The sequence below is a fragment of the Microbacterium sp. MMO-20 genome (assembly GCF_037147735.1).
In the GTDB taxonomy this organism is placed as follows: Bacteria; Actinomycetota; Actinomycetes; order Actinomycetales; family Microbacteriaceae; genus Microbacterium.
In genome coordinates, this window is the sequence record NZ_JBBCUU010000007.1 from 47,696 (window position 1) to 66,471 (window position 18,776).

Genomic DNA, 18,776 nt, shown 5'->3' on the forward strand with positions numbered 1-18,776 from the left:
ACGCGTCGAGAAGCGTGGCGGCGCGCGGGGTCAGACGAGGCCGAGCCGCACGAGCGCGCCGTGCACGCCGTCGTCCAGCACGCCCGTCGTGACGAGGTCGGCCTTGGCCTGCAGCTCGGGGTCGGCACCGCCCATCGCGACGGCGGTGCCGACGACCTCGAACATCTCGACGTCATTCCAGCTGTCGCCGATGCCGACGGTGTCCGCGGCATCCCGCCCGAGCGCCTGCAGCACTTCGCGGATTGCCGAGCCCTTGTTGACGCCGAGCATCGCGATCTCGCCGTTCGAACCGCCGGGCATGGGGATCGACCCCGGAATCACGTGGAACGCGTCACCGAGGTCTTCTTCGGCGCGGTCGAGGGTGTCGGAACTCGTGCTGATGAAGGTCGCCTTGACGACCTGATCGAGGTCGACCTCGGTGATCGGCCGGTATCCGATCACGGGCGCGGGTTCGTCCTCGTCGAGACCCAGGGCGCGCAAGTCCTCGGCATGCCGCTCGCGACGCTGACGGAAGAAGTCCTCCGCGATGTCCGCGACACCGCCCGATGCATAGACGCCCTCGTCGGTCTGCAGGAAGTAGTGGATGCCGTGGCCGTCGAAGTACTCGATCATCCGGTCGACGGCGGCGCGCGGCATGAGGTGCGCGGCGAGGCGCTCCTCGGTGCCGTCGACGCCGATCCGCACGGCGAAGGCGCCGCCGTTCGTGATCGCGCCGTCGAAGCCGATCGCGCGGACCGACGGGTGGATGTCGCCCGCTGACCGGCCCGTGCACAGATACACGAGGTGGCCGTTCCGCCGCGCCGCGCGGATTGCCGTGACGGTCGACGGGGCGATGACGGTCCCGTGTTCGAGGATCGTCCCGTCGACGTCGATGAACACGATGCGCTGAGGGGAATCCGGCGAAGTCACGTCATCCATTCTCCTGCACGCCGTCGTGGGCCGGAGGCGAGGCCGAGCGCGACGAAGGCGTTGAGGATGCCGTCGTCGTCGATCGCGGTCGTCACGCGATCGGCGAGCGCCTGGATGCCCGGGGCGGCGTTACCCATCGCGACGGACGTACCGCAGACTTCGAACATCTCCGCATCGTTCCAGTTGTCGCCGATGCCGATCGCGTCCGCGGCATCCATCCCGAGGTGATCGAGGATCGCGCGGATCGCCGCACCCTTGTGCACGCCCGCGGGCGCGACCTCTCCCGACGCCCAGCCGGGGAGCGGGATCGTGCCGCTGACGACAGCGAAGTCGGTGCCGAGGTCGGTGAGCGCCCGCGCCGCGGCGTCCTGATCTTCGGTCACGAACACGAGCTTCGCCATTTGCGCCGGGTCGAAGTCGGCGGGGTCGTGGAAGACCTTCATCGGGATGCCGGTGCCGTCGACCTTCGCCGCCAGCAGGGCGGGCAGCGCTTCGGTCGCGAACATCTGGTCGAACGACTGGAAGTAGCCGTGGATGCCGGTGTCTTCGAGGTACCGCTCCAGGCGGGCGACGTCGGCCGGCGAGAACAGCGTGCCCGCGACGATCTCGTCGCCGATCGCCGCGAACGCGCCGCCGTTGGAGACGGCGCCATCGAAGCCGATCTGCATCAGCTCGCCCTGCAGCTCCGCCATGCCGCGGCCCGTGCTCAGGAACACGAGGTGTCCCCGAGCACGGGCCTCGCGGATGGCCTCCACCGCCGACGGCGGAATGTACCGGCCGTCCTGCATGATCGTGCCGTCCACGTCGAGGAAGACGGCTCGTCGGGCAGTCGTGGTCGCGGCCGCGGGGGTCGCTGCGGCGGTGGGGGTGGTCATCATGCCTTCAGTGACGCCCCGTTCGTGCGGATGACCTCGGCGTACCAGTCGAACGACTTCTTCTTGAACCGGTCGAGGGTACCCGAGCCGTCGTCGTTCCGGTCGACGTAGATGAACCCGTAGCGCTTCGACAGCTGCGCCGTGGACGCCGAGACGAGGTCGATGCAGCCCCACGTCGTGTAACCGAGCACGTCGACGCCGTCCTGGATCGCCTCGCCGACCTGCACGAGGTGGTCGTTCAGGTAGGCAATGCGGTAGTCGTCGACGACCGTCTTCACGCCGTCGACCTCGACCAGCTGGTCTTTGGCGCCGAGCCCGTTCTCGACGATGAACAGCGGCTTCTGCCAGCGATCCCAGAACTGGTTCAGGACGATCCGCAGACCCACGGGGTCGATCTGCCAGCCCCACTCGCTCGCTTCGAGCGTCGGGTTCGGCACGCCGCCCATGATGTTGCCCTCACCCTGCACGTTCTTCGCCGGGTCGCCGGATGCCGCGACGGACATGTAGTAGCTGAACGAGACGAAGTCGACCGTGTGGGTGAGGTCCTCGCGGTCCTCGGCGGTGATCTCGAGCTCGATGCCCTTTTCGCGGAGCGTCCGCAGGAAGTAGCCCGGGTAGCCGCCGCTCGTGTGCACGTCGCCGTAGACGAGGTTCGAGTGGTCGAAGTCCATGACGGCGAGCGCGTCGGCAGGCGACGGGGTCAGCGGATACACCGGCATCGACAGCACCATGCAGCCGATCTGCGCGTGAGGGGCGACCTCGCGCGCGATGCGGGTGGCGCGGGCGGATGCCACGAGCTCGTGGTGCATCGCCTGGTACAGCGTCTGCTCGCTGAGTCCGGACTTCGGAGTGTCGATGCCGCCCGACATGAACGGCGCGTGCAGCAGCGAGTTGATCTCGTTGAACGTCAGCCAGTACTTCACCCGCGCGCCGTAGCGCTCGAAGAGCGTGCGTGCGTAGCGCTCGTAGAAGCCGATGAGGCGACGGTCGGTCCACCCGTCGTAGGTCTCGGCGAGGTGCAGCGGGGTCTCGTAGTGCGAGATCGTCACGAGCGGTTCGATGCCGTGCTTCTCCAGCTCGTCGAGCAGACGGTCGTAGAAGGCGAGCCCCTCCTCGTTCGGAGTCTCCTCGTCGCCGAGCGGGAAGATGCGGCTCCAGGCGATCGAGAAGCGGTACGTCTTGAAGCCCATCTCGGCGAAGAGGGCGATGTCCTCCGCGTAGCGGTGGTAGTGGTCGATGCCGACGAGTTTGAGGTTGGCGGGAGTCGGTGCCACGACCCGGGGGAAGACGCCGCCGTCGGGCAGCACGTCTTGGACGGACAGGCCCTTGCCGCCTTCGTCGTATGCGCCCTCCAGCTGGTTCGCCGCGGTGGCCCCGCCCCACAGGAAGGTCGCGGGGAAGGCGGTCGGGGTGGTGCTCATGATGTCATCCGTTTCGTGTGTCTGCGTCGTCGATGCGCGGGGTGGGTGCCGGGGGCGCGGGGTGTCGCCGCGCCCCCGGCGGATCGGGTGCCGTCCGGGTCAGCGGGCGGTCGTCAGAGCCGACTCGACCGAGACGGCGGTGAACAGGGGCTCGCCGTGGGTGATGGGGCCGGTGGCGGCATCCGACACCTGCGGGTAGAGGTCGGGGTTCGTCACGATCACGGGTGTGGTCAGATCGAATCCGGCCTTCTCGATCGCATCGCCGTCGAAGGTGACGAGGAGGTCGCCGGCTTTCACCTGCTGGCCGCTCGTGACCTTCACGTCGAAGTGCTGACCGTTCAGCTTGACGGTGTCGAGGCCGACGTGGATCAGCACCTCGGCGCCGTCCGCGTGGCGCAGGCCGAACGCGTGGCCTGTGGGGAAGGCGGCGACGACGGTGCCGTCGAACGGGGCGTAGACCGCGCCGGACCGGGGAAGGATCGCGACGCCCTGGCCGAGTGATCCGTCGGCGAAGGCGGCATCTCCGACCTCTCCGAGCGAGACGACCGTGCCGTCGAGCGGCGAGGCGATCGCGACGTCGTTGGCGGCGTTCGCGCCGGCGACCTCGACCGTCTCATCGACCGCGGGCTCCTTGAAGAACACGATCGTGAGTGCGAAGGAGAGGCCGACCGCGACCAAGAGGCCGAGGCCCATCATCACCATGTTGCCGTTGCCGAGGAGCGCCGTGACCGCCAGGCCCGACGGGACGATGAACGCCTTCGAGAACACACCCCCGAGCGAGATGATCGCGCCGCCGAGCGCGCCGCCGACGATGCCGAACGCGAAGGGGCGCTTGAGCGGCAGGTTGATGCCGTAGATCGCGGGCTCGGTGATGCCGGCGAGGAAGCCGGAGATGGTCGCGGGCGCAGCGAGGGAGCGCGTGTTCCTGTTGCGCGTGCGCACCCACACGCCGGCGACGGCGGCGGCCTGCGCCAGCACGGCGGCGAAGACGGGGGCGATGAGAAGCATCTGGCCCGTCGTCTGGAACTCGACCTGGAAGAGCGGCACGAGGCCCCAGTGCAGGCCGAAGATGACGAACACCTGCCACAGGCCACCCATCAGGGCGCCGCCGAGCCACGGTGCGACCTCGAAGACCCAGCCGATCGCGCCGCCGATGCCGCGCCCGACGATGTCGGAGATCGGGCCGACGACGACGAAGACGAGCGGCACGGCCACCAGCACGACGATCATCGGCGTGACGAAGCGCTTGACGGCGCTCGGCAGAACCTTCATGAGCCACCGCTCAGCATGGCTCTGCAACCACACGATGATGATGATCGGGATGACGCTCGAAACGTAACTGACCATCGTGAACGGGATGCCGAAGAACGTGAGGTCGGGGGCGCCGACCACCGCCGTGATCGTCGGATAGACGAGGGCTCCGGCGATTGCGAGCGACGTGAACTCCTGCGCCTTGAAGTAGCGTGCCGCCGTGATCGCGAGGGCGAGTGGCAGGAAGTTGATGAACGCGTCAGACAGTGCGTTGAGGACGAGGTAGGTCGAGCTCGTCGGGTCGATCCACGAAAACGTCGCTGCGGCGGAGAGGAACGCCTTCAGCAGGCCCGTGCCGGCGAGGGCCCAGAGCACGGGCGTGAAGATCGAGGAGATCATCTTGATGAAGCGGTTGAAGAGGTTCCCCTTGTTCTCGGGCTCGCCGCCGGCCTGTGCCGCGGACCCCCCACCGCCGATGCCGGAGATCTTGCCGATCTCGGCGAACACCTCGGGCACGTCGTTGCCGATGACCACCTGGTACTGACCACCGGCCTGTGCCGTGGTGATGACGCCGGGGACGGCCTTGATCGCGGCGGCATCCGCCTTCGACTCGTCCTTCAGCACGAAGCGCAGCCGCGTCATGCAGTGAACGAGCGACGTCACGTTCTCTTCGCCGCCGACGCCCTTCAGGACGTCTGCGGCTGTCTTCGCGTAATCCGCCATCGGATTCGCCTTTCTCTGTCGGTACACGCCGGGCGACGACGCCCGGGCAACAAAAAAACCTGGACTCGGTTCATCGTGTGACGATGAGATGAGTCCAGGTTTCGCCCGCGGATGCGGTAACGATCCTGAGGATCTGCGGTCAGATTACCACCGGTTGGAGGTTTTCGCCAGTGTCCGTTGTTCCGGGGCCGAGCTGTGTCTTCAACCTCTCGATGTGGACGATGAGGTAGAGCACCTCCTCGTCGGTGAGCTCCGACTCGGTCGCGGCCCGCACGTATTCCTTCACCTCCGTCGCGATCTCGTACGAGGCGGGATAGGAGTGCTTGGCGAACTCGAAGAACGACGTGTCCTGGCTCCGCAGCATCGTGCGTGAGACGAGCCGCTGCAGGAGAAATTGGACATGCAGGACGAAGCGCGCGTAGTCGGGGCTGGAGGTGTCGAGGCGGACGCCCAACCCGTTCTCGACCGTCAACACGACATGCTGCACGCGGCGGAAGAGGAGAGCCGCTGTGCCGTTGGGCGTGTCGCGCGTGGCGTTGAGCACGTGCATCGTGAGGAAGACAGCCTCTTCGGGAGGCAGATCGCGCTCGAGCGCGGTGGAGATGGATCGCGCCATCTCGGATGCCGCGGCGAACTCGTGCGGGTGCAGGACGCGCAGCTCGGGCATCGATGTCGAGGGGATGCGCACCCCCTCGTCGAGCCGTTCCAGCACGAAGCGGATGTGGTCGATCACGGCGATCGTGAAGCCCCGGCCCAGGGCGCGACCGAGAGTCTGCTCTGCGCCATCGACGGCGCGGCTGACCGCCTCGAGGACGGGGTAGGGCACCTCAGCCAGCAGCCGCAGCTCGTTCTCTCCGTCGGCGCCGTCGTCGAGGATGAAGGTCTTCTCGATCCTGGCCGGGTCGACGCTGTCGGTCGGCTTCAGCTGGAAGCCGATGCCGCGCCCCATGAGCACGCGCTCGCGCCCGGAGGCGTCGATCTGGATGACGACGTTGTTGTTCAGCACCTTGTGCACTGCGACGCCGCCCATGCCGAGAAGTCTAGGAGTGCTTGACGTACACGCGAACGTGCTCAATAATCATCGCTAGGTTAAATCGATTTATCACAGGGAAGTGATGAGAATGGCACGGGTGCGGATCTCCGACGTCGCGGCCGCGGCGGGCGTTTCCGTGACGACCGTGTCGCTCGTGCTCAACGATGCCCCGTCGCGAATCTCCGAGGAGACGCGGGAGCGGGTGCGTGCCGCGGCTCGCGACGTGGGATACACGCCCAGCGCACTCGCGCGCGGCCTTCGCCAGCAGCGCACCCACACGGTGGGAATCATCTCCGACCAGATCGCCACCACTCCTTTCGCCGGGCGCATGCTCGCCGGCGCGCAGGACGTCGCGCGCGACAACGGCGAACTCGTCATCCTCGTCGACACGGGCGGCGATCGTCGCGTCGAACAGGCGGCGATCCGTGCGCTCGGCGCCCAGCAGGTCGACGCGACGATCTACGCGGCGATGTGGCATCAGATCGTCGATGTGCCCGAGAATCTGCCCGCCGACGCGGTGTTTCTCGACTGTCGGCCCGCTTCGTCCGAGGGTCGCCATCGCAGCGTCGTCCCCGACGACCGCGCCGGTGGCGTCGCCGCGGCGCGTGAACTCGTGGCGGCCGGGCACCGGCGCATCGGCTTCGTCGACACCCTTCCCGGTCCGGGCCGGCCGATCGCGGCCGATCTGCGCCTCGACGGATACCGGGAGGTCCTGGCACAAGCGGGGATCGCGATCGACCCGGCGTGGCATGTGCACGGCGAGACCTCAGCGCAGGGCGGGCGCGCCGCCGTCGAACAGCTGCTCGACCTCCCCGAAGATCGCCGCCCCACCGCGGTGTTCTGCTTCAACGACCGCATGGCCGCGGGGGCATATACGGCCGCGCACCGGCGCGGTCTGCGCATCCCCGACGACCTCTCGATCATCGGCTACGACGACCAGCAGCTCATCGCCGCCGAACTGGACCCTCCCCTCACCACCGTCGCCCTGCCCCATTACGACATGGGCCGTTGGGCGATGGAGGTCGCGCTCGGCATCCGCGCGGTGGAGGGACAGGATGCCACGCACCAGATGGAGTGTCCCGTCATCCGACGAGACTCCGTGGGCCCGCCGCCGGCGCAAGTCGCCAAACAGAACCGGCGACGGACTTCACTGCACACCGATCGGTCGCCGCAGGCGACCGCCGAACGGTGACCGGCGCGCCGGTCACAAGAAAAGGAAACCACAATGAAGCGCACATCCGCATCGATCCTCGCTGCGGCGGGGCTCGTGGGCGTGCTCGCGCTGACGGCCTGCGGGCAGGCTGGTCAGGGGGAGAGCACGACCGAAGACGGTCGTACGAAGCTGACGATGTGGACGCACTCGGCCGGCAACCCCGCCGAGCTCGCCGTCTATCAGCAGATCATCTCCGACTTCAACGCGTCGCAGGACACCTACGAAGTGGTGGAGGAGTCGTTCCCTCAGGGCGCCTACAACGACGCGGTCGTCGCGGCGGCGGCATCCGGGGACCTGCCGTGCCTTCTCGACCTCGACGGCCCGATCATGCCCAACTGGGCGTGGGCAGGCTACCTGCAGCCGCTCGGCATCTCGAGCGAGATCACCGACTCGCTTCTGCCGACGGCCGTCGGCAAGTGGGACGGCGAGGTCTATTCGGCCGGGTACTGGGATGCCGCGCTGTCGATCTTCGCGCGTAAGTCGGTGCTCGAGAAGAACGGCATCCGCATCGCCACGGTCGACCAGCCGTGGACCGAGCAGGAGTTCGCCGCGGCCCTCGCGACGCTCAAAGCCGCCGGGTACGACACGCCGATCGACATCGGTGCCGAGGACAAGGGTGAGTGGTGGCCGTACGCGTACTCCCCCTTCCTGCAGAGCTTCGGCGGCGACCTCATCGACCGCGACACGATGCTGACGGCCGACGGCGCCCTGAACGGAGCCGACGCGGTCGCGTGGGGCACGTGGTTCCAAAACCTCTTCAAGGACGGCTACGCGAACGCCAACGGCACGGTCGGCAACCAGGAGTTCGTCGACGACAAGGTGGCGCTGAGCTACACGGGTGTGTGGAACGCGCTGGCCTCCGTCGACGCGGTCGGCGACGACCTCGTCATCCTGCCTCCGCCGGACCTCGGCAACGGGCCCAAGATCGGCGGCGGCTCGTGGCAGTGGGCCATCTCGAAGTCGTGCAACGATGCCGAGGGCGCGCGCCAGTACATGGAGTTCAGCTTCCAAGACAAGTACATCACTCAGTTCGCCGACGAGCAGATCGTCATCCCGGCGACGGAGTCGGCGGCCCAGGCGTCGAAGTACTTCGGCGATGAAGGCGTCCTTCGCCCCTTCGTCGAGCTGTCTCAGAAGTTCGCGGTGCTGCGGCCCGAGACCCCCGCGTACGCGGTGATCTCGACGACGTTCGAAACAGCGGCGAAAGACATCATGAACGGCGCGGACGTGAAGTCCTCGCTCGATCAGGCCGTCGCCGAGATCGACGCCAACATCGAGGCGAACGACGGGTACGGGTTCAAGAAGTAACACCGGAGCGGGTGGAGGCATCCCCTCCACCCGCTCCTCGAATCGACTCGAGAAGAGCTCTCATGACTGTGTCTTCCGCCGTCGTCGCCGCTGAGAAGCCGCGGCGCGCGCTCCACCGCTTCCGCTCCACCCGCGGACGCGAAACGTGGGCGGGCCTCGCGATGATCGCGCCCGCCGCCCTCCTCCTCGTCCTGTTCCTCGTGATCCCGGTGCTGCTCGCGTTCGGGCTCTCGTTCACGAACGCACGCCTCATCTCACCGAACCCGCCGCGGTTCGTCGGGCTCGACAACTTCGCCCGCGCGTTCGGCGCCGACCCGATGTTTCTGCAGTCGGCGTGGAACACGTTCCTGTTCGCACTCGTCGTGGTCCCGGTGCAGGCGGGGCTGGGGCTCCTCCTCGCCGTGCTCGTCAACCGACGGATGCGCGGCGTCACTGCCTTCCGGGTGATTTTCTTCATCCCGGTCGTGACGTCGATCGTCGTCGTGTCGATCCTCTGGAAGTTCATGTACCAGAAGGACGGGCTCATCAACTCGTTCATCGACACCCTGACCTTCGGGGCATGGCAGAGCGTCGACTGGCTCAACAATCCCTCCACGGCACTGCCCGCGATCATCGTTCTGTCGATCTGGCAGGCCGTCGGCTTCCACATGATCATCTGGCTCTCGGGTCTTCAGACGATCCCCGAGGAGCTCTACGAGGCCGCTCGCATGGACGGAGCGAGCCCGTGGCGCCAGTTCACGAGCGTCACGTGGCCGGGGCTGCGCCCCACGATGATCTTCGTCCTCATCACGATCACCATCGCGGCGCTCGGGCTCTTCGTCCAGGTCGATGTGATGACACAAGGAGGCCCGACCGGCTCGACCTCCACGATCGTCTACCACGCGGTCCGCAAGGGCTACCAGCAGCAGGAGATCGGCTATGCGGCGGCGATCTCGCTGATCTTCTTCGTCGCGGTGCTCATCATCGCCCTCATCCAGCGCCGCCTCACGCGAGACAAGGACTGACTCATGACCGCGACACAAACCCTCGTCGCTCCGCGTGAGGCTCGGCGTGCCCCGTCCTCCGCACGTCGGCGCCCGACCAGCCAGCGCCGCAGCCGGCGTATCGGTTCGCTGTTCTACTACCTCGCGATGACCGTGTTCGGGGTGGCTTTCCTCTTCCCACTCGTGTTCATGTTCGTCTCGAGTCTGAAGCCCGACAGCCAGATCCTGCAGGACGTGAATTCGCCGATGGCATTCCTTCCGGTCGGCGACATCAGCCTGGACAACTACTTCGGGGTGTTCGACCGCGTGCCCGTCGCGCAGTTCATGTTCAACTCGGTCCTCGTCACCGTGCTGACGGTCGGCCTGGGGCTCATCGTCAACTCGATGGCAGGCTTCGCCCTGTCGCGTCTGCGCTGGAAGGGACGCCTCGTCGTGATGGCGCTCATCATCGCGACCCTCATCGTCCCGTTCGAGACGATCGCGGTGCCGATGGTCTACTGGGTCTCGCAGCTGCCGACCCTCGTCATGGAGGGTGGCGTCCTCAAGTACGACTTCGGATGGCTCAACACCTACCAGGTGCAGATCGTGCCGTTCATCGCGAACGCGTTCTCGATCTTCCTGTTCGCGCAGTACTTCTCCACGATTCCCTCCTCACTCGACGAGGCCGCGCGCATCGACGGCGCAAGCTGGTTCACGATCTACCGCCGGATCATCGTCCCGCTGTCGGGGCCCGCGTTCGCGACGGTCGCGATCCTCACCTTCCTGCCCGCCTGGAACCAGTACCTCTGGCCGCTGATGGTCGTGCAGAAGGAGGGCCTGCGCCCCGTCATGGTCGGGATGCAGTACTTCTTCCAACTCAACACCGCCTGGGGCGAGGTGATGGCGTACACGTCGCTCATCACCCTCCCCGTGCTCCTCGTCTTCCTCGTCTTCCAGCGCGCGTTCGTCAGCAGCATCGCTGCGAGCGGCGTGAAAGGGTAACGCGCATGTTCGATCTTCCCGGTTCCTGGGTCTGGGACTACTGGTTCGCCGACGACGGCGACACGTACCACCTCTTCTTCCTCTATGCCTCACGGGCGCTGCACGATCCGGACGCGCGCCATTACCGGGCATCCGTCGGCCACGCGGTCTCGACCGACCTGGTCACGTGGACGCAGGTGCCGGATGCGCTCGTTCGCGGCGACGCCGGAGCCTTCGACGATCTCGCGACGTGGACGGGGTCGACCGTCCGGGGCGACGACGGCACGTGGTACCTCTTCTACACCGGGTCGACGCTCGCCGCAGGCGGCAAGAACGTCCAGACGATCGGGTACGCCACCTCCACCGACCTCATCACCTGGACAAAGCAGCCCGGCCCCGCGCTGCGCGCGCAGGGTCCCTGGTACGAGACGCTCGCATCCGGCGCGTGGCACGACGAGGCCTTCCGCGACCCGTGGGTGTTCCGCGACCCGCACGGTGAGGGCTGGCACATGCTCGTGACCGCCCGCGCGTCCGACGGGCCTGTGCTCGGGCGAGGGGTCGTCGGGCACGCCTGGTCGGCGGACCTGCGGTCGTGGGAACTGCGCCCGCCGCTGTCGGTGCCGAGTGCCGACGGATTCGGCCAGCTCGAAGTGATGCAGGTCGAGGTCGTCGACGGGCGGCCGGTGCTCTTGTTCTCCTGCCTCTCCGAACACGCGACCCCGGCGCGAGCGGGCAGCCGAGGCGGCACGTGGGTGGTGCCTGCGGAGAGCCTGCTCGGACCGTTCGACATCGACGCCGCGTACCCGATCACCGACGAGCGCCTGTACGTGGGGCGTCTGCTCCAGCGCCGCGAGGACGGGCAGTGGCTGCTGTTCGCCTTCCGCAACGCCGACGACAGCGGCGCGTTCGTCGGGGGCGTGACGGACCCGATGCCCGTCGCCTGGCGGGACGGACGACTCACCGCCGACGACGACACCGCCGAGCCGATCGTGCGAGGAGTCGCCGCCACCTCGACCTGAGGCCCTACGAGAAAGAAGGATCCGATGACGCATCCTGTCCCCTCCGTCCGACCACGCCGCGCCGCGGCGCTGATCGCGATGATCGGCATCGCCAGCGCGGTGGCGGCGCTCGGCGTACCGGTCGGCGCGATGGCATCCCCGCCGACCGGCGACACGCCGCCGGGCTCCGCGGATGCCGCGAGTCTGCGAGCGCAGTACCACTTCACGGTGCCGGACCACTGGAAGAACGACCCGCAGCGGCCGGTGGTGATCGACGGCGTGCTGCACTACTACTACCTGTACAACGCCGACTACGACGCTGATCCGTCGGCGAACTTCGGCACCGCGTGGCGGCTCGCGACGAGCGCGGATGCCGTTGCGTACGCCGATCAGGGCATCGCGGCGCCGAAGGGCACGAACGCGAACTACGACCTCTGGTCGGGGTCGGCGGTCGTCGACCAGGCGAACACCGCGGGTTTCGGAGCGGGGGCGGTTGTCATGCTGGTCACGCAGATGGACCACCCGACCGCGGCGCAGAAGCTCGACGCGTCCGGGCAGCAGGCGCAGTTCCTCTGGTACTCCACGGACGGCGGGCGGACGTTCCGCCCGGACGGGGAGGAGCCCGTCATCCCCGGTGACGGACGACGCGACTTCCGTGATCCGAAGGTGGTGTGGGACGACGAGCGCGGGCGGTGGGTCGCCCTCATCGCCGAGCGCGATCGGGTGAGCTTCTACACCTCGCCGGACCTCCGTTCGTGGACCCGGCAGTCCGAATACGTCGACCCCGGCATCGGCACGATCGAGTGCCCCGACCTGTTCCGCATGCGAGCCGATGACGGCACGGTGCACTGGGTGTTCGGCGTCAGCGCCAACGGCTTCGCGACCGACGAGCCGGCCACCTTCGCGTACTGGACAGGAGCCTTCGACGGCATCCGATTCACCGCCGATGCCCCGCGCCCCCAATGGCTCGATCACGGCTTCGACTGGTACGGTGCGGTGACCTGGGAGGACGCCGCGGCACCCCTCGACCATCGGTACGCGGTCGCGTGGCTGAACAACTGGGACTACGCGCATAACACCCCGACGTGGGCGAGCGACGGATTCAACGGGACCGACTCGATCACGCGCGAGCTGCGCCTCGCGCGGACGGGAGGCGCCGGCTATGCCCTCCTCTCGCACCCGGTCGCGGCGCTTGCCGAACATGCCACGCGCACGCTCCGGCTGGGGGACGTGACCGTCGACGGGTTCCGTGTGCTCGACTACGAAGGCGACGCATACGAGATCACCGCCCGCGTCGATCGGCAGACCGCGACCAACGTCGGGCTGCAGCTGCGGCGGTCTGCCGACGGATCGCGGCACGCCGATGTCGGACTCACCGATTCGTACGCCTACGTGAACCGCGGTCAGACCGGGCATCCGGGACCGACGCACAAGACCGAGAGCCGCACACCCGTCGAGACGGCCGACTCGTCGGATGGCCTCGTCGACCTCCGCATCCTCGTGGATCGCACGAGCATCGAGCTCTTCGTCGGCGACGGACGGTACACGCAGTCCAGCCAGGTGTTCGCCCCGGCATCCGACCGCGGCCTTGCGCTGTACGCGAGCGACGGAGCCGCCGTGCTGCGGGACCTCACGATCACCGAGTTCGGCAGCGTCCAGCAGCGGCCCGCGCGCGTCCTCGCCGACTTCGAGAGCAGTGGCTGGCCGGCGGGGTGGACCGCGTCGGGGGATCTCGCCGCGATCGGTCCGGTCACCTCTGACCTCCGCGGTCAGGTGGGCCGGCGCGTCGCCGACACGTTCGCGGGCACGGACGCCGCGACCGGCGTCGTCACCTCGGCGCCGTTCATCATCGATCGCGACACGCTGCACTTCCTCATCGCCGGCGGGAGGCATCCGCTCGGCGTCGAGCCTGCGACGTCGGTGCAGCTCCTCGTCGACGGCGCGCCCGTGCGCACCGCGACCGGTGACGACTCTGCGGAGCTGCGGCCGGTGTCGTGGGATGTGCGCGACCTCTCCGGCCGGACGGCGCAGTTCCAGATCCTCGACGATGCGACGGGGGCATGGGGGCACGTGATGGTCGATCACATCGTGCTGAGCGACGGAGCGCGATGACCGCGGTATCCATCCGATAGCGTCGATGCGGGCGTCTTTCCGGTGCCCGCATCGACCCGGGGGTGATGGGCATGGCGAGGCCGAAGCTGCACGACGTCGCCGCGCGCGCCGGCGTCTCGGTGACGACGGTCTCGCGCGTGCTGAACAATCGCGGGTATCTCAGCGACGACGTGCGCGCGCGGGTCAATGCCGCGATCGCTGAGCTGGGCTATCGCCCGGACGGCATCGCCCGCTCGCTCATCGGTCGCAAGTCGGGCATCGTCGGCGTCATCGTGCCCACGGTCGCCGACCCCTTCTTCGGCGAGCTCGTCGCCGCGATCGAGAACGCGCTCGCGGCGCGGAGCTACAAGGTGATGCTCTGCAACTGCCAGGAGAACGCAGGACGCGAGGCCGAGTACCTCGACCTCCTCCAAGCGAACCGCGTCGACGGGATCATCACGTCGACTCACAATCGCGATGTCGATGGGTACGAGAAGGTGGACCTCCCCATCGTCGCGGTCGACCGGCGCATCGGGGCGCATATCCCGAGCGTCCGCAGTGACAATCGCGCCGGCGGGCGTCTGGGGACCGAGCACCTCCTCGCCCGCGGCGCGCGCATCCCCCTGCTCATCACCGCGACCGACCACGCCGGCAACGATCGGGCGGCCGCGTTCCGCGAGGTCGTGAGCGCCCGGGGTATCTCGCCGCTCGTGCGTGCCTATGGGTACGCGACCCCGCTGCCCGAGCGGCGGGCACTGATCGAAACCTGGTTGGCCGAGACAGGCGCCGACGGCGTCTTCGCGACCGACGACCTGACGGCGCTGATGGTGCTCGAATGGGCGCACAAGACGGGTCGTTCCGTGCCGGCAGACATGCGGATCGTCGGCTACGACGGATCGGCGGCGGTGCGACTCGGGATGCCGGGGCTCACCACCGTGCAGCAGCCCATCGCGCGCCTCGGCGCGCGCGCCGCCGATATGGTCGTCTCTCGCATCGAGAGCGCCGATGATGTCGACGGCGCAGGGGCGCCGGCGGGCGAAGCCGAGCCGCCGCTCCCCGTGGAACTGCGGCTCGGCTGGACGAGCTGAGGGCGTCAGCCCGCGCGCTGCGGATCGATGACGGCGAGCGGAGCGACCGACAGCGAGCGCAGCCGCACGGGCGCGTCCACGGCCTCGAAGGTGACCGGGGCGGCGACCGCCGACGCGCCGGGGTGAACGGCCATCGTGAGGGCTGAGTCGTCGCCGATGAACACCTCGACACTGGCCGCGTCCACCAGGATGTCGAGGTCCAGGACATCGCCCGGCGGCAGAGCGCTCATGCGCACGGCGCGGTAGGCCTCCGGGAGTCCGGCGGCGAGGGCGTCGTGCGATCGGTCGACGAACACGGTGCCCTGAGCCGCGTCATAGCCGATCGTCACCTCGCCCGTGCCTCCTCCCAGGCGCAGGCGGAACGACCCGGCATCCCGCCGATCGACGGATGCGCGCAGGCGGTACGACACGGCGTCGGGCTGCACAGACAGAGGCGCGATCGCGCCCGGTGCGATCGTCTGCGCGGGGGCCGACATCGGGTCCCCCTCCAGCCCGCGCAGTGCATCGATCGGGCGCGACCGCAGTTCGAGCCGGCCGTCGACCTCGTCGAGCGAGATGCTGCGTGTCACCGACAGCGCCCCGCCCTGCCAGTCGTCGGTCGGAAGGTCGCGGGCGTAGGCCCAATTGTTGATCCAACCCAGCGCGTAGCGCTCCGTGAGTCGCGCGTCGGCGTCACGGCGGGGGTCGTCCCACGTGACGGCGGCGTAGAAATCGGCTCCGTCGTCGAGCCAGAGCGGGTCGACGGCATCCGGGGTGAAGCGCTCGCCGTCCCATGCGCCGGTCCAATAGGCGAGGCCCGTCGTGCGGTCCTCGCGCGCGCCGTCGGCGCTCGCCGCGAGGATCCAGGTGCGCCGCCCCGAGAGGGGATCGACCATCTCGAACAGGTCGGGGCACTCCAACAGCCCCCACTGGTCGGTGGCGACGTCGGAGACGTAGCGCCAGTCGCGAAGATCATCGGAGACGTAGAAGCCGAGACGGTGACCCTCGGCGAGCACCATCACCCACCGCTCGTTCGTCTCGTCGCGGATGACCTTGGGGTCGCGCCAGTCGACGACGCCGGGGTTCTCCATGATCGGGTTGCCTTCGTAGCCCTGGAACGTGTAGCCACCGTCGGTGGAGAAGAAGAGGGACTGGCGCTGGACGCCGTCGTCCTGCTGCGTGACGATCGCGACGACGGCTCCCGCGCCGAACCCCGCGCTGCCGGTTTCGTCGACGACGGCGCTTCCGGTGAGGATGTCGCCCAGGCCGTTGCGGTACTTCTCGATCGCGACGCCCTCGTTGTGCCAGGTGACGAGGTCGTCGGAAGTCGCGTGGTACCACTCGGTTCCGTTTCCGTGCGGATAGTCGGCGTTGTAGAGGTAGTAGAGGTGCCACTTGCCCGCCGCGAAGAACGGTCGCTGCGGGTCGTTGATCCAGTGCGCGGCGGGAGTGAGGTGGAAGCCCGGACGATACGCCGACCAGTCGGCTGGCCTGTCGAAGTTGAGCGCATCGGGCGAGGGTGAGGCGGTGGGGCCCGACGGCGTCGGAGTGGGGGTCGGTGAGGCCTCGCGGGGGAGGGTGAGCACGATGATCACGGCTGCGACGATGAGGATCGTCGCAGCCGTGATCGCGAGACCCGCGATCGTGCGCGTGCGCCGGGGGCGGAGGTCGTCGCTCATGCGCCGCTCCGGCGGTGTCGGCCGCGTCGGGCGATGCCGAGCGCCGCCGCACCCAGGAGCGCGCACAGCGCGGCGAGCGTCACGCCCGCGGTTGCGACGGCGGGGGAGCCGCCGGTCGCGGCGAGGCGGTCAGGCATCGGGGGCGTCGTCTCGGTCGGCAGGGGCGGCGTCGTCGTCTCGCTCGGGACGGGCCGTGGCGCGACGAGCGACTCGAGTGTGGTGTGACGGATCACCGTCGGGGCGCCGATCCGTGTGCCGGTGACGGTCGCGGTGTTCTCGACATCCCGGATGCCGCCCTCCACGAGGCCGTCGAAAGCGACCTCGACGATCTCGCCGTCACCGACGGCGGTGACGTCCACGCGTAGCTCGCTCTCACCGCACGTCACGCTCACCCGCTCGTCCGGCACGCGCTCGAGATCGATGAGATACCCGGTGCCTGGATCGGTCCGGGTCGTCGAGCGCACGCTTACCCCAGCGGTGCAGTCGAACGACTGTCCGGCCGGAGCAGCGTCGGCGACCGTGATGACATCCCACGGTCCGCGCGGCGTCTCGATCGTCCACCGGACGGTCGCCGGTTCGCTCTCGATCCAGAGCCCATACTTGTTCGCGAGGCTCCGGTCGGCGATGCCGTGGAACGCCCCTGGAACGTCGTCGGCCCCGAGACGGCCTGCGGCGGGGAACGAGAACGACTCGGGAGCGCCGGGCGTCGTCGTCTCAGTGGTGGTCACGATGGCCTCTCCAGTGCGGTTGCCGGGATCGTCGGCGGCGTCGTTCAGAACGAGAGTCAGCTGACCGTCGGTGTCGAGGGCAGCGACGCCGACGATGACGCCGCTGTGAGCGACGACGGGGCCGTCCCGGAGCACGCCCGCGGGGTGCTCCGGGAGCGACAGCCGCAGGCTATCGCCGGAGCGTGCGGATGCCGGGAGCGTCCACGTCACGTCGGACACGATGCTTCCGGGTGCGCTCCGGGTCGCGACAGTGGACGGGAGATCGGTGCCTGTGGCACCCCACGCGGGGGTGCCACAGGCAAGAGACGCGACGGCCCCGGCGACCAGTGCGGAGGTGATGCCCACGCGCGCTGTGCGCCGGCGGGCCGCTGCGGGGATCACTCGGACTCCACCGCCTCGGCGCCACGACGGCGGGCGCGCAGCACGAGACCCGCTCCGGCGGCGGCGAGCGCCGCGCCGGCGAGGATCGCGCCCACGACAGTGTTCGCGTCGCCACCCGTACGGGCGAGCGAGCCGCTCGCCTTGCCGCCCGTGGAGGCGGCCGCGCCGGCGGGGGCACCGGTTACGGGCGACGGGCTCGTGCCGGGGGACTCGCCCGGCGCAGGGGCCGCGGGGGCAGAAGAGGTGATCCCTGCCTTCGCGAGGAGAAGGGTCGTGTCGAGCTGACCATCCAGCGTGTCGGCGACGGCCGCCACGATCGTCGCCTCCGTGCCGGGGGTGACCGCGGCAGTGCAGGTGAGCGCCGTCGTGAAGCCGTTCATCTCGGTGTCGTGCGCGGCGGAGGGCTGCTTCCCGTCGACGTTCGAGACGAACGAGGCGGAGTTGACCGTGTCGTTGACGGTCGAGATGCCCGCCGGCTGGCCGTCCACCGTCGAGCACAGCTCGCCGTCGACGTAGATCCCGACGGCGTCGGTGTAGTCCTTGGCGGCCCACGCCCCGTACTCTTCGCTCCCGAACTGATAAACGATTGACAGAGTGTCGCCCGCGGGAACGACCGTCAGCGCGAGCTGCGCGGCGTCGTAGGTGGTGCTCCCGACGAGGGTGGTCAACTCGTCCGAGCCTGGACCGCCGAGGTCACCCGTCGTGGTGAGCTTTCGATTGGGGCCGGCGAGTGCCGACGATGAGAAATCGACGTCGGCGCTCGACGCGGGGTCGGCGTCCCGTAGGGCGCCCGTCGACAGGGCGACGCCGGAGCCGATCGCGGGATCGAGGGTCGCGCCCGAGAAGATCGCCGCCTGAACGGGCCGGCCATGGGTGAAGGCCGCGGACACCAGCGTGATATTAGCGCCGATCAGGCTTTGCGCCGCGGATTCCGCGCTCGCGGACTCGAACGTCTGGACGTCGGTGGCGGCGAATGCCGTGGAGGCGGCAAGCGTAGATGCCGAGGCGAAGATGCCGACGGCGACGCCGGCGGCGAGGACGCGGCGGTCGGCACGCGTCGGGTGGAAACGGAACATGGCACTCCCTGGTGCGGTCGGTGCGCCCGGCGGCGCCCCCGGCACGGACCGGATGGCGCGCGTCGATGCGAGGAGGGGCG

The 18,776-nt window shown here is 68.8% G+C and carries 15 protein-coding genes; 7 read left to right on the forward strand and 8 right to left on the reverse strand.

The window, feature by feature from the left end; translation table 11 throughout:
• Positions 1 to 30 precede the first annotated feature (30 nt).
• From WFI52_RS10215 to WFI52_RS10235, 5 genes are all read right to left on the reverse strand, one after another.
• Entirely contained in the window at positions 31 to 909 is an 879-nt protein-coding gene (locus WFI52_RS10215) for a Cof-type HAD-IIB family hydrolase (RefSeq protein ID WP_336626414.1), read from the reverse strand.
• Entirely contained in the window at positions 906 to 1,787 is an 882-nt protein-coding gene (locus tag WFI52_RS10220; RefSeq protein ID WP_336626413.1) for a Cof-type HAD-IIB family hydrolase, read from the reverse strand. The genes WFI52_RS10215 and WFI52_RS10220 overlap by 4 nt, the downstream gene beginning before the upstream one ends.
• A complete protein-coding gene (locus tag WFI52_RS10225; RefSeq protein ID WP_336626412.1) occupies positions 1,784 to 3,205 on the reverse strand; it encodes a glycoside hydrolase family 1 protein in 1,422 nt (473 codons plus the stop codon). Before WFI52_RS10225 ends, WFI52_RS10220 begins: the two co-directional genes overlap by 4 nt.
• A gap of 99 nt (positions 3,206 to 3,304) precedes the next feature.
• Positions 3,305 to 5,179: a beta-glucoside-specific PTS transporter subunit IIABC gene (locus WFI52_RS10230; protein WP_336626411.1), complete on the reverse strand. Its 1,875-nt coding sequence runs from the start codon at positions 5,177 to 5,179 to the stop codon at positions 3,305 to 3,307.
• Between the two features lie 139 nt (positions 5,180 to 5,318).
• Entirely contained in the window at positions 5,319 to 6,209 is an 891-nt protein-coding gene (locus WFI52_RS10235; protein ID WP_336626410.1) for a PRD domain-containing protein, read from the reverse strand.
• A 91-nt stretch (positions 6,210 to 6,300) separates the two neighbouring features.
• On the opposite strand from WFI52_RS10235, the gene WFI52_RS10240 reads away from it, so the two are divergent.
• The 7 genes from WFI52_RS10240 to WFI52_RS10270 all read left to right on the forward strand — a co-directional run bounded on the left by WFI52_RS10240 (position 6,301) and on the right by WFI52_RS10270 (position 14,853).
• Positions 6,301 to 7,404 (forward strand): LacI family DNA-binding transcriptional regulator, encoded by a 1,104-nt coding sequence (locus WFI52_RS10240; RefSeq protein ID WP_336626409.1) that lies wholly within the window; start codon positions 6,301 to 6,303, stop codon positions 7,402 to 7,404.
• 33 nt (positions 7,405 to 7,437) lie between these two features.
• On the forward strand, positions 7,438 to 8,733 hold the full coding sequence (locus WFI52_RS10245; RefSeq protein ID WP_336626408.1) for a sugar ABC transporter substrate-binding protein: 1,296 nt from the start codon (positions 7,438 to 7,440) through the stop codon (positions 8,731 to 8,733).
• Between the two features lie 62 nt (positions 8,734 to 8,795).
• Positions 8,796 to 9,737 (forward strand): carbohydrate ABC transporter permease, encoded by a 942-nt coding sequence (locus WFI52_RS10250; RefSeq protein ID WP_336626407.1) that lies wholly within the window; start codon positions 8,796 to 8,798, stop codon positions 9,735 to 9,737.
• Positions 9,738 to 9,740: 3 nt separating this feature from the next.
• Positions 9,741 to 10,697, forward strand: a complete 957-nt coding sequence (locus tag WFI52_RS10255; RefSeq protein WP_336626406.1) for a carbohydrate ABC transporter permease — start codon at positions 9,741 to 9,743, stop codon at positions 10,695 to 10,697.
• Positions 10,698 to 10,702: 5 nt separating this feature from the next.
• On the forward strand, positions 10,703 to 11,695 hold the full coding sequence (locus WFI52_RS10260; protein WP_336626405.1) for a glycosyl hydrolase family 32: 993 nt from the start codon (positions 10,703 to 10,705) through the stop codon (positions 11,693 to 11,695).
• A gap of 24 nt (positions 11,696 to 11,719) precedes the next feature.
• Positions 11,720 to 13,786, forward strand: a complete 2,067-nt coding sequence (locus WFI52_RS10265; RefSeq protein ID WP_336626404.1) for a glycoside hydrolase family 32 protein — start codon at positions 11,720 to 11,722, stop codon at positions 13,784 to 13,786.
• 71 nt (positions 13,787 to 13,857) lie between these two features.
• Positions 13,858 to 14,853, forward strand: a complete 996-nt coding sequence (locus WFI52_RS10270) for a LacI family DNA-binding transcriptional regulator (RefSeq protein WP_336626403.1) — start codon at positions 13,858 to 13,860, stop codon at positions 14,851 to 14,853.
• Between the two features lie 5 nt (positions 14,854 to 14,858).
• Here the strand turns inward: WFI52_RS10270 and WFI52_RS10275 are convergent, their stop codons facing one another.
• The 3 genes from WFI52_RS10275 to WFI52_RS10285 form a co-directional block, all read right to left on the reverse strand.
• Complete coding sequence (locus WFI52_RS10275; RefSeq protein ID WP_336626402.1) at positions 14,859 to 16,511, reverse strand: glycoside hydrolase family 32 protein; 1,653 nt, start codon at positions 16,509 to 16,511, stop codon at positions 14,859 to 14,861.
• Positions 16,508 to 17,449, reverse strand: coding sequence for a hypothetical protein (locus tag WFI52_RS10280; RefSeq protein WP_336637409.1), 942 nt, complete (start codon positions 17,447 to 17,449; stop codon positions 16,508 to 16,510). The genes WFI52_RS10275 and WFI52_RS10280 overlap by 4 nt, the downstream gene beginning before the upstream one ends.
• 167 nt (positions 17,450 to 17,616) lie before the next feature.
• Positions 17,617 to 18,696 carry a choice-of-anchor L domain-containing protein gene (locus WFI52_RS10285; protein WP_336626400.1) on the reverse strand — a complete coding sequence of 360 codons (1,080 nt, stop codon included), beginning with the start codon at positions 18,694 to 18,696 and terminating at the stop codon, positions 17,617 to 17,619.
• Between the last annotated feature and the right edge of the window lie 80 nt (positions 18,697 to 18,776).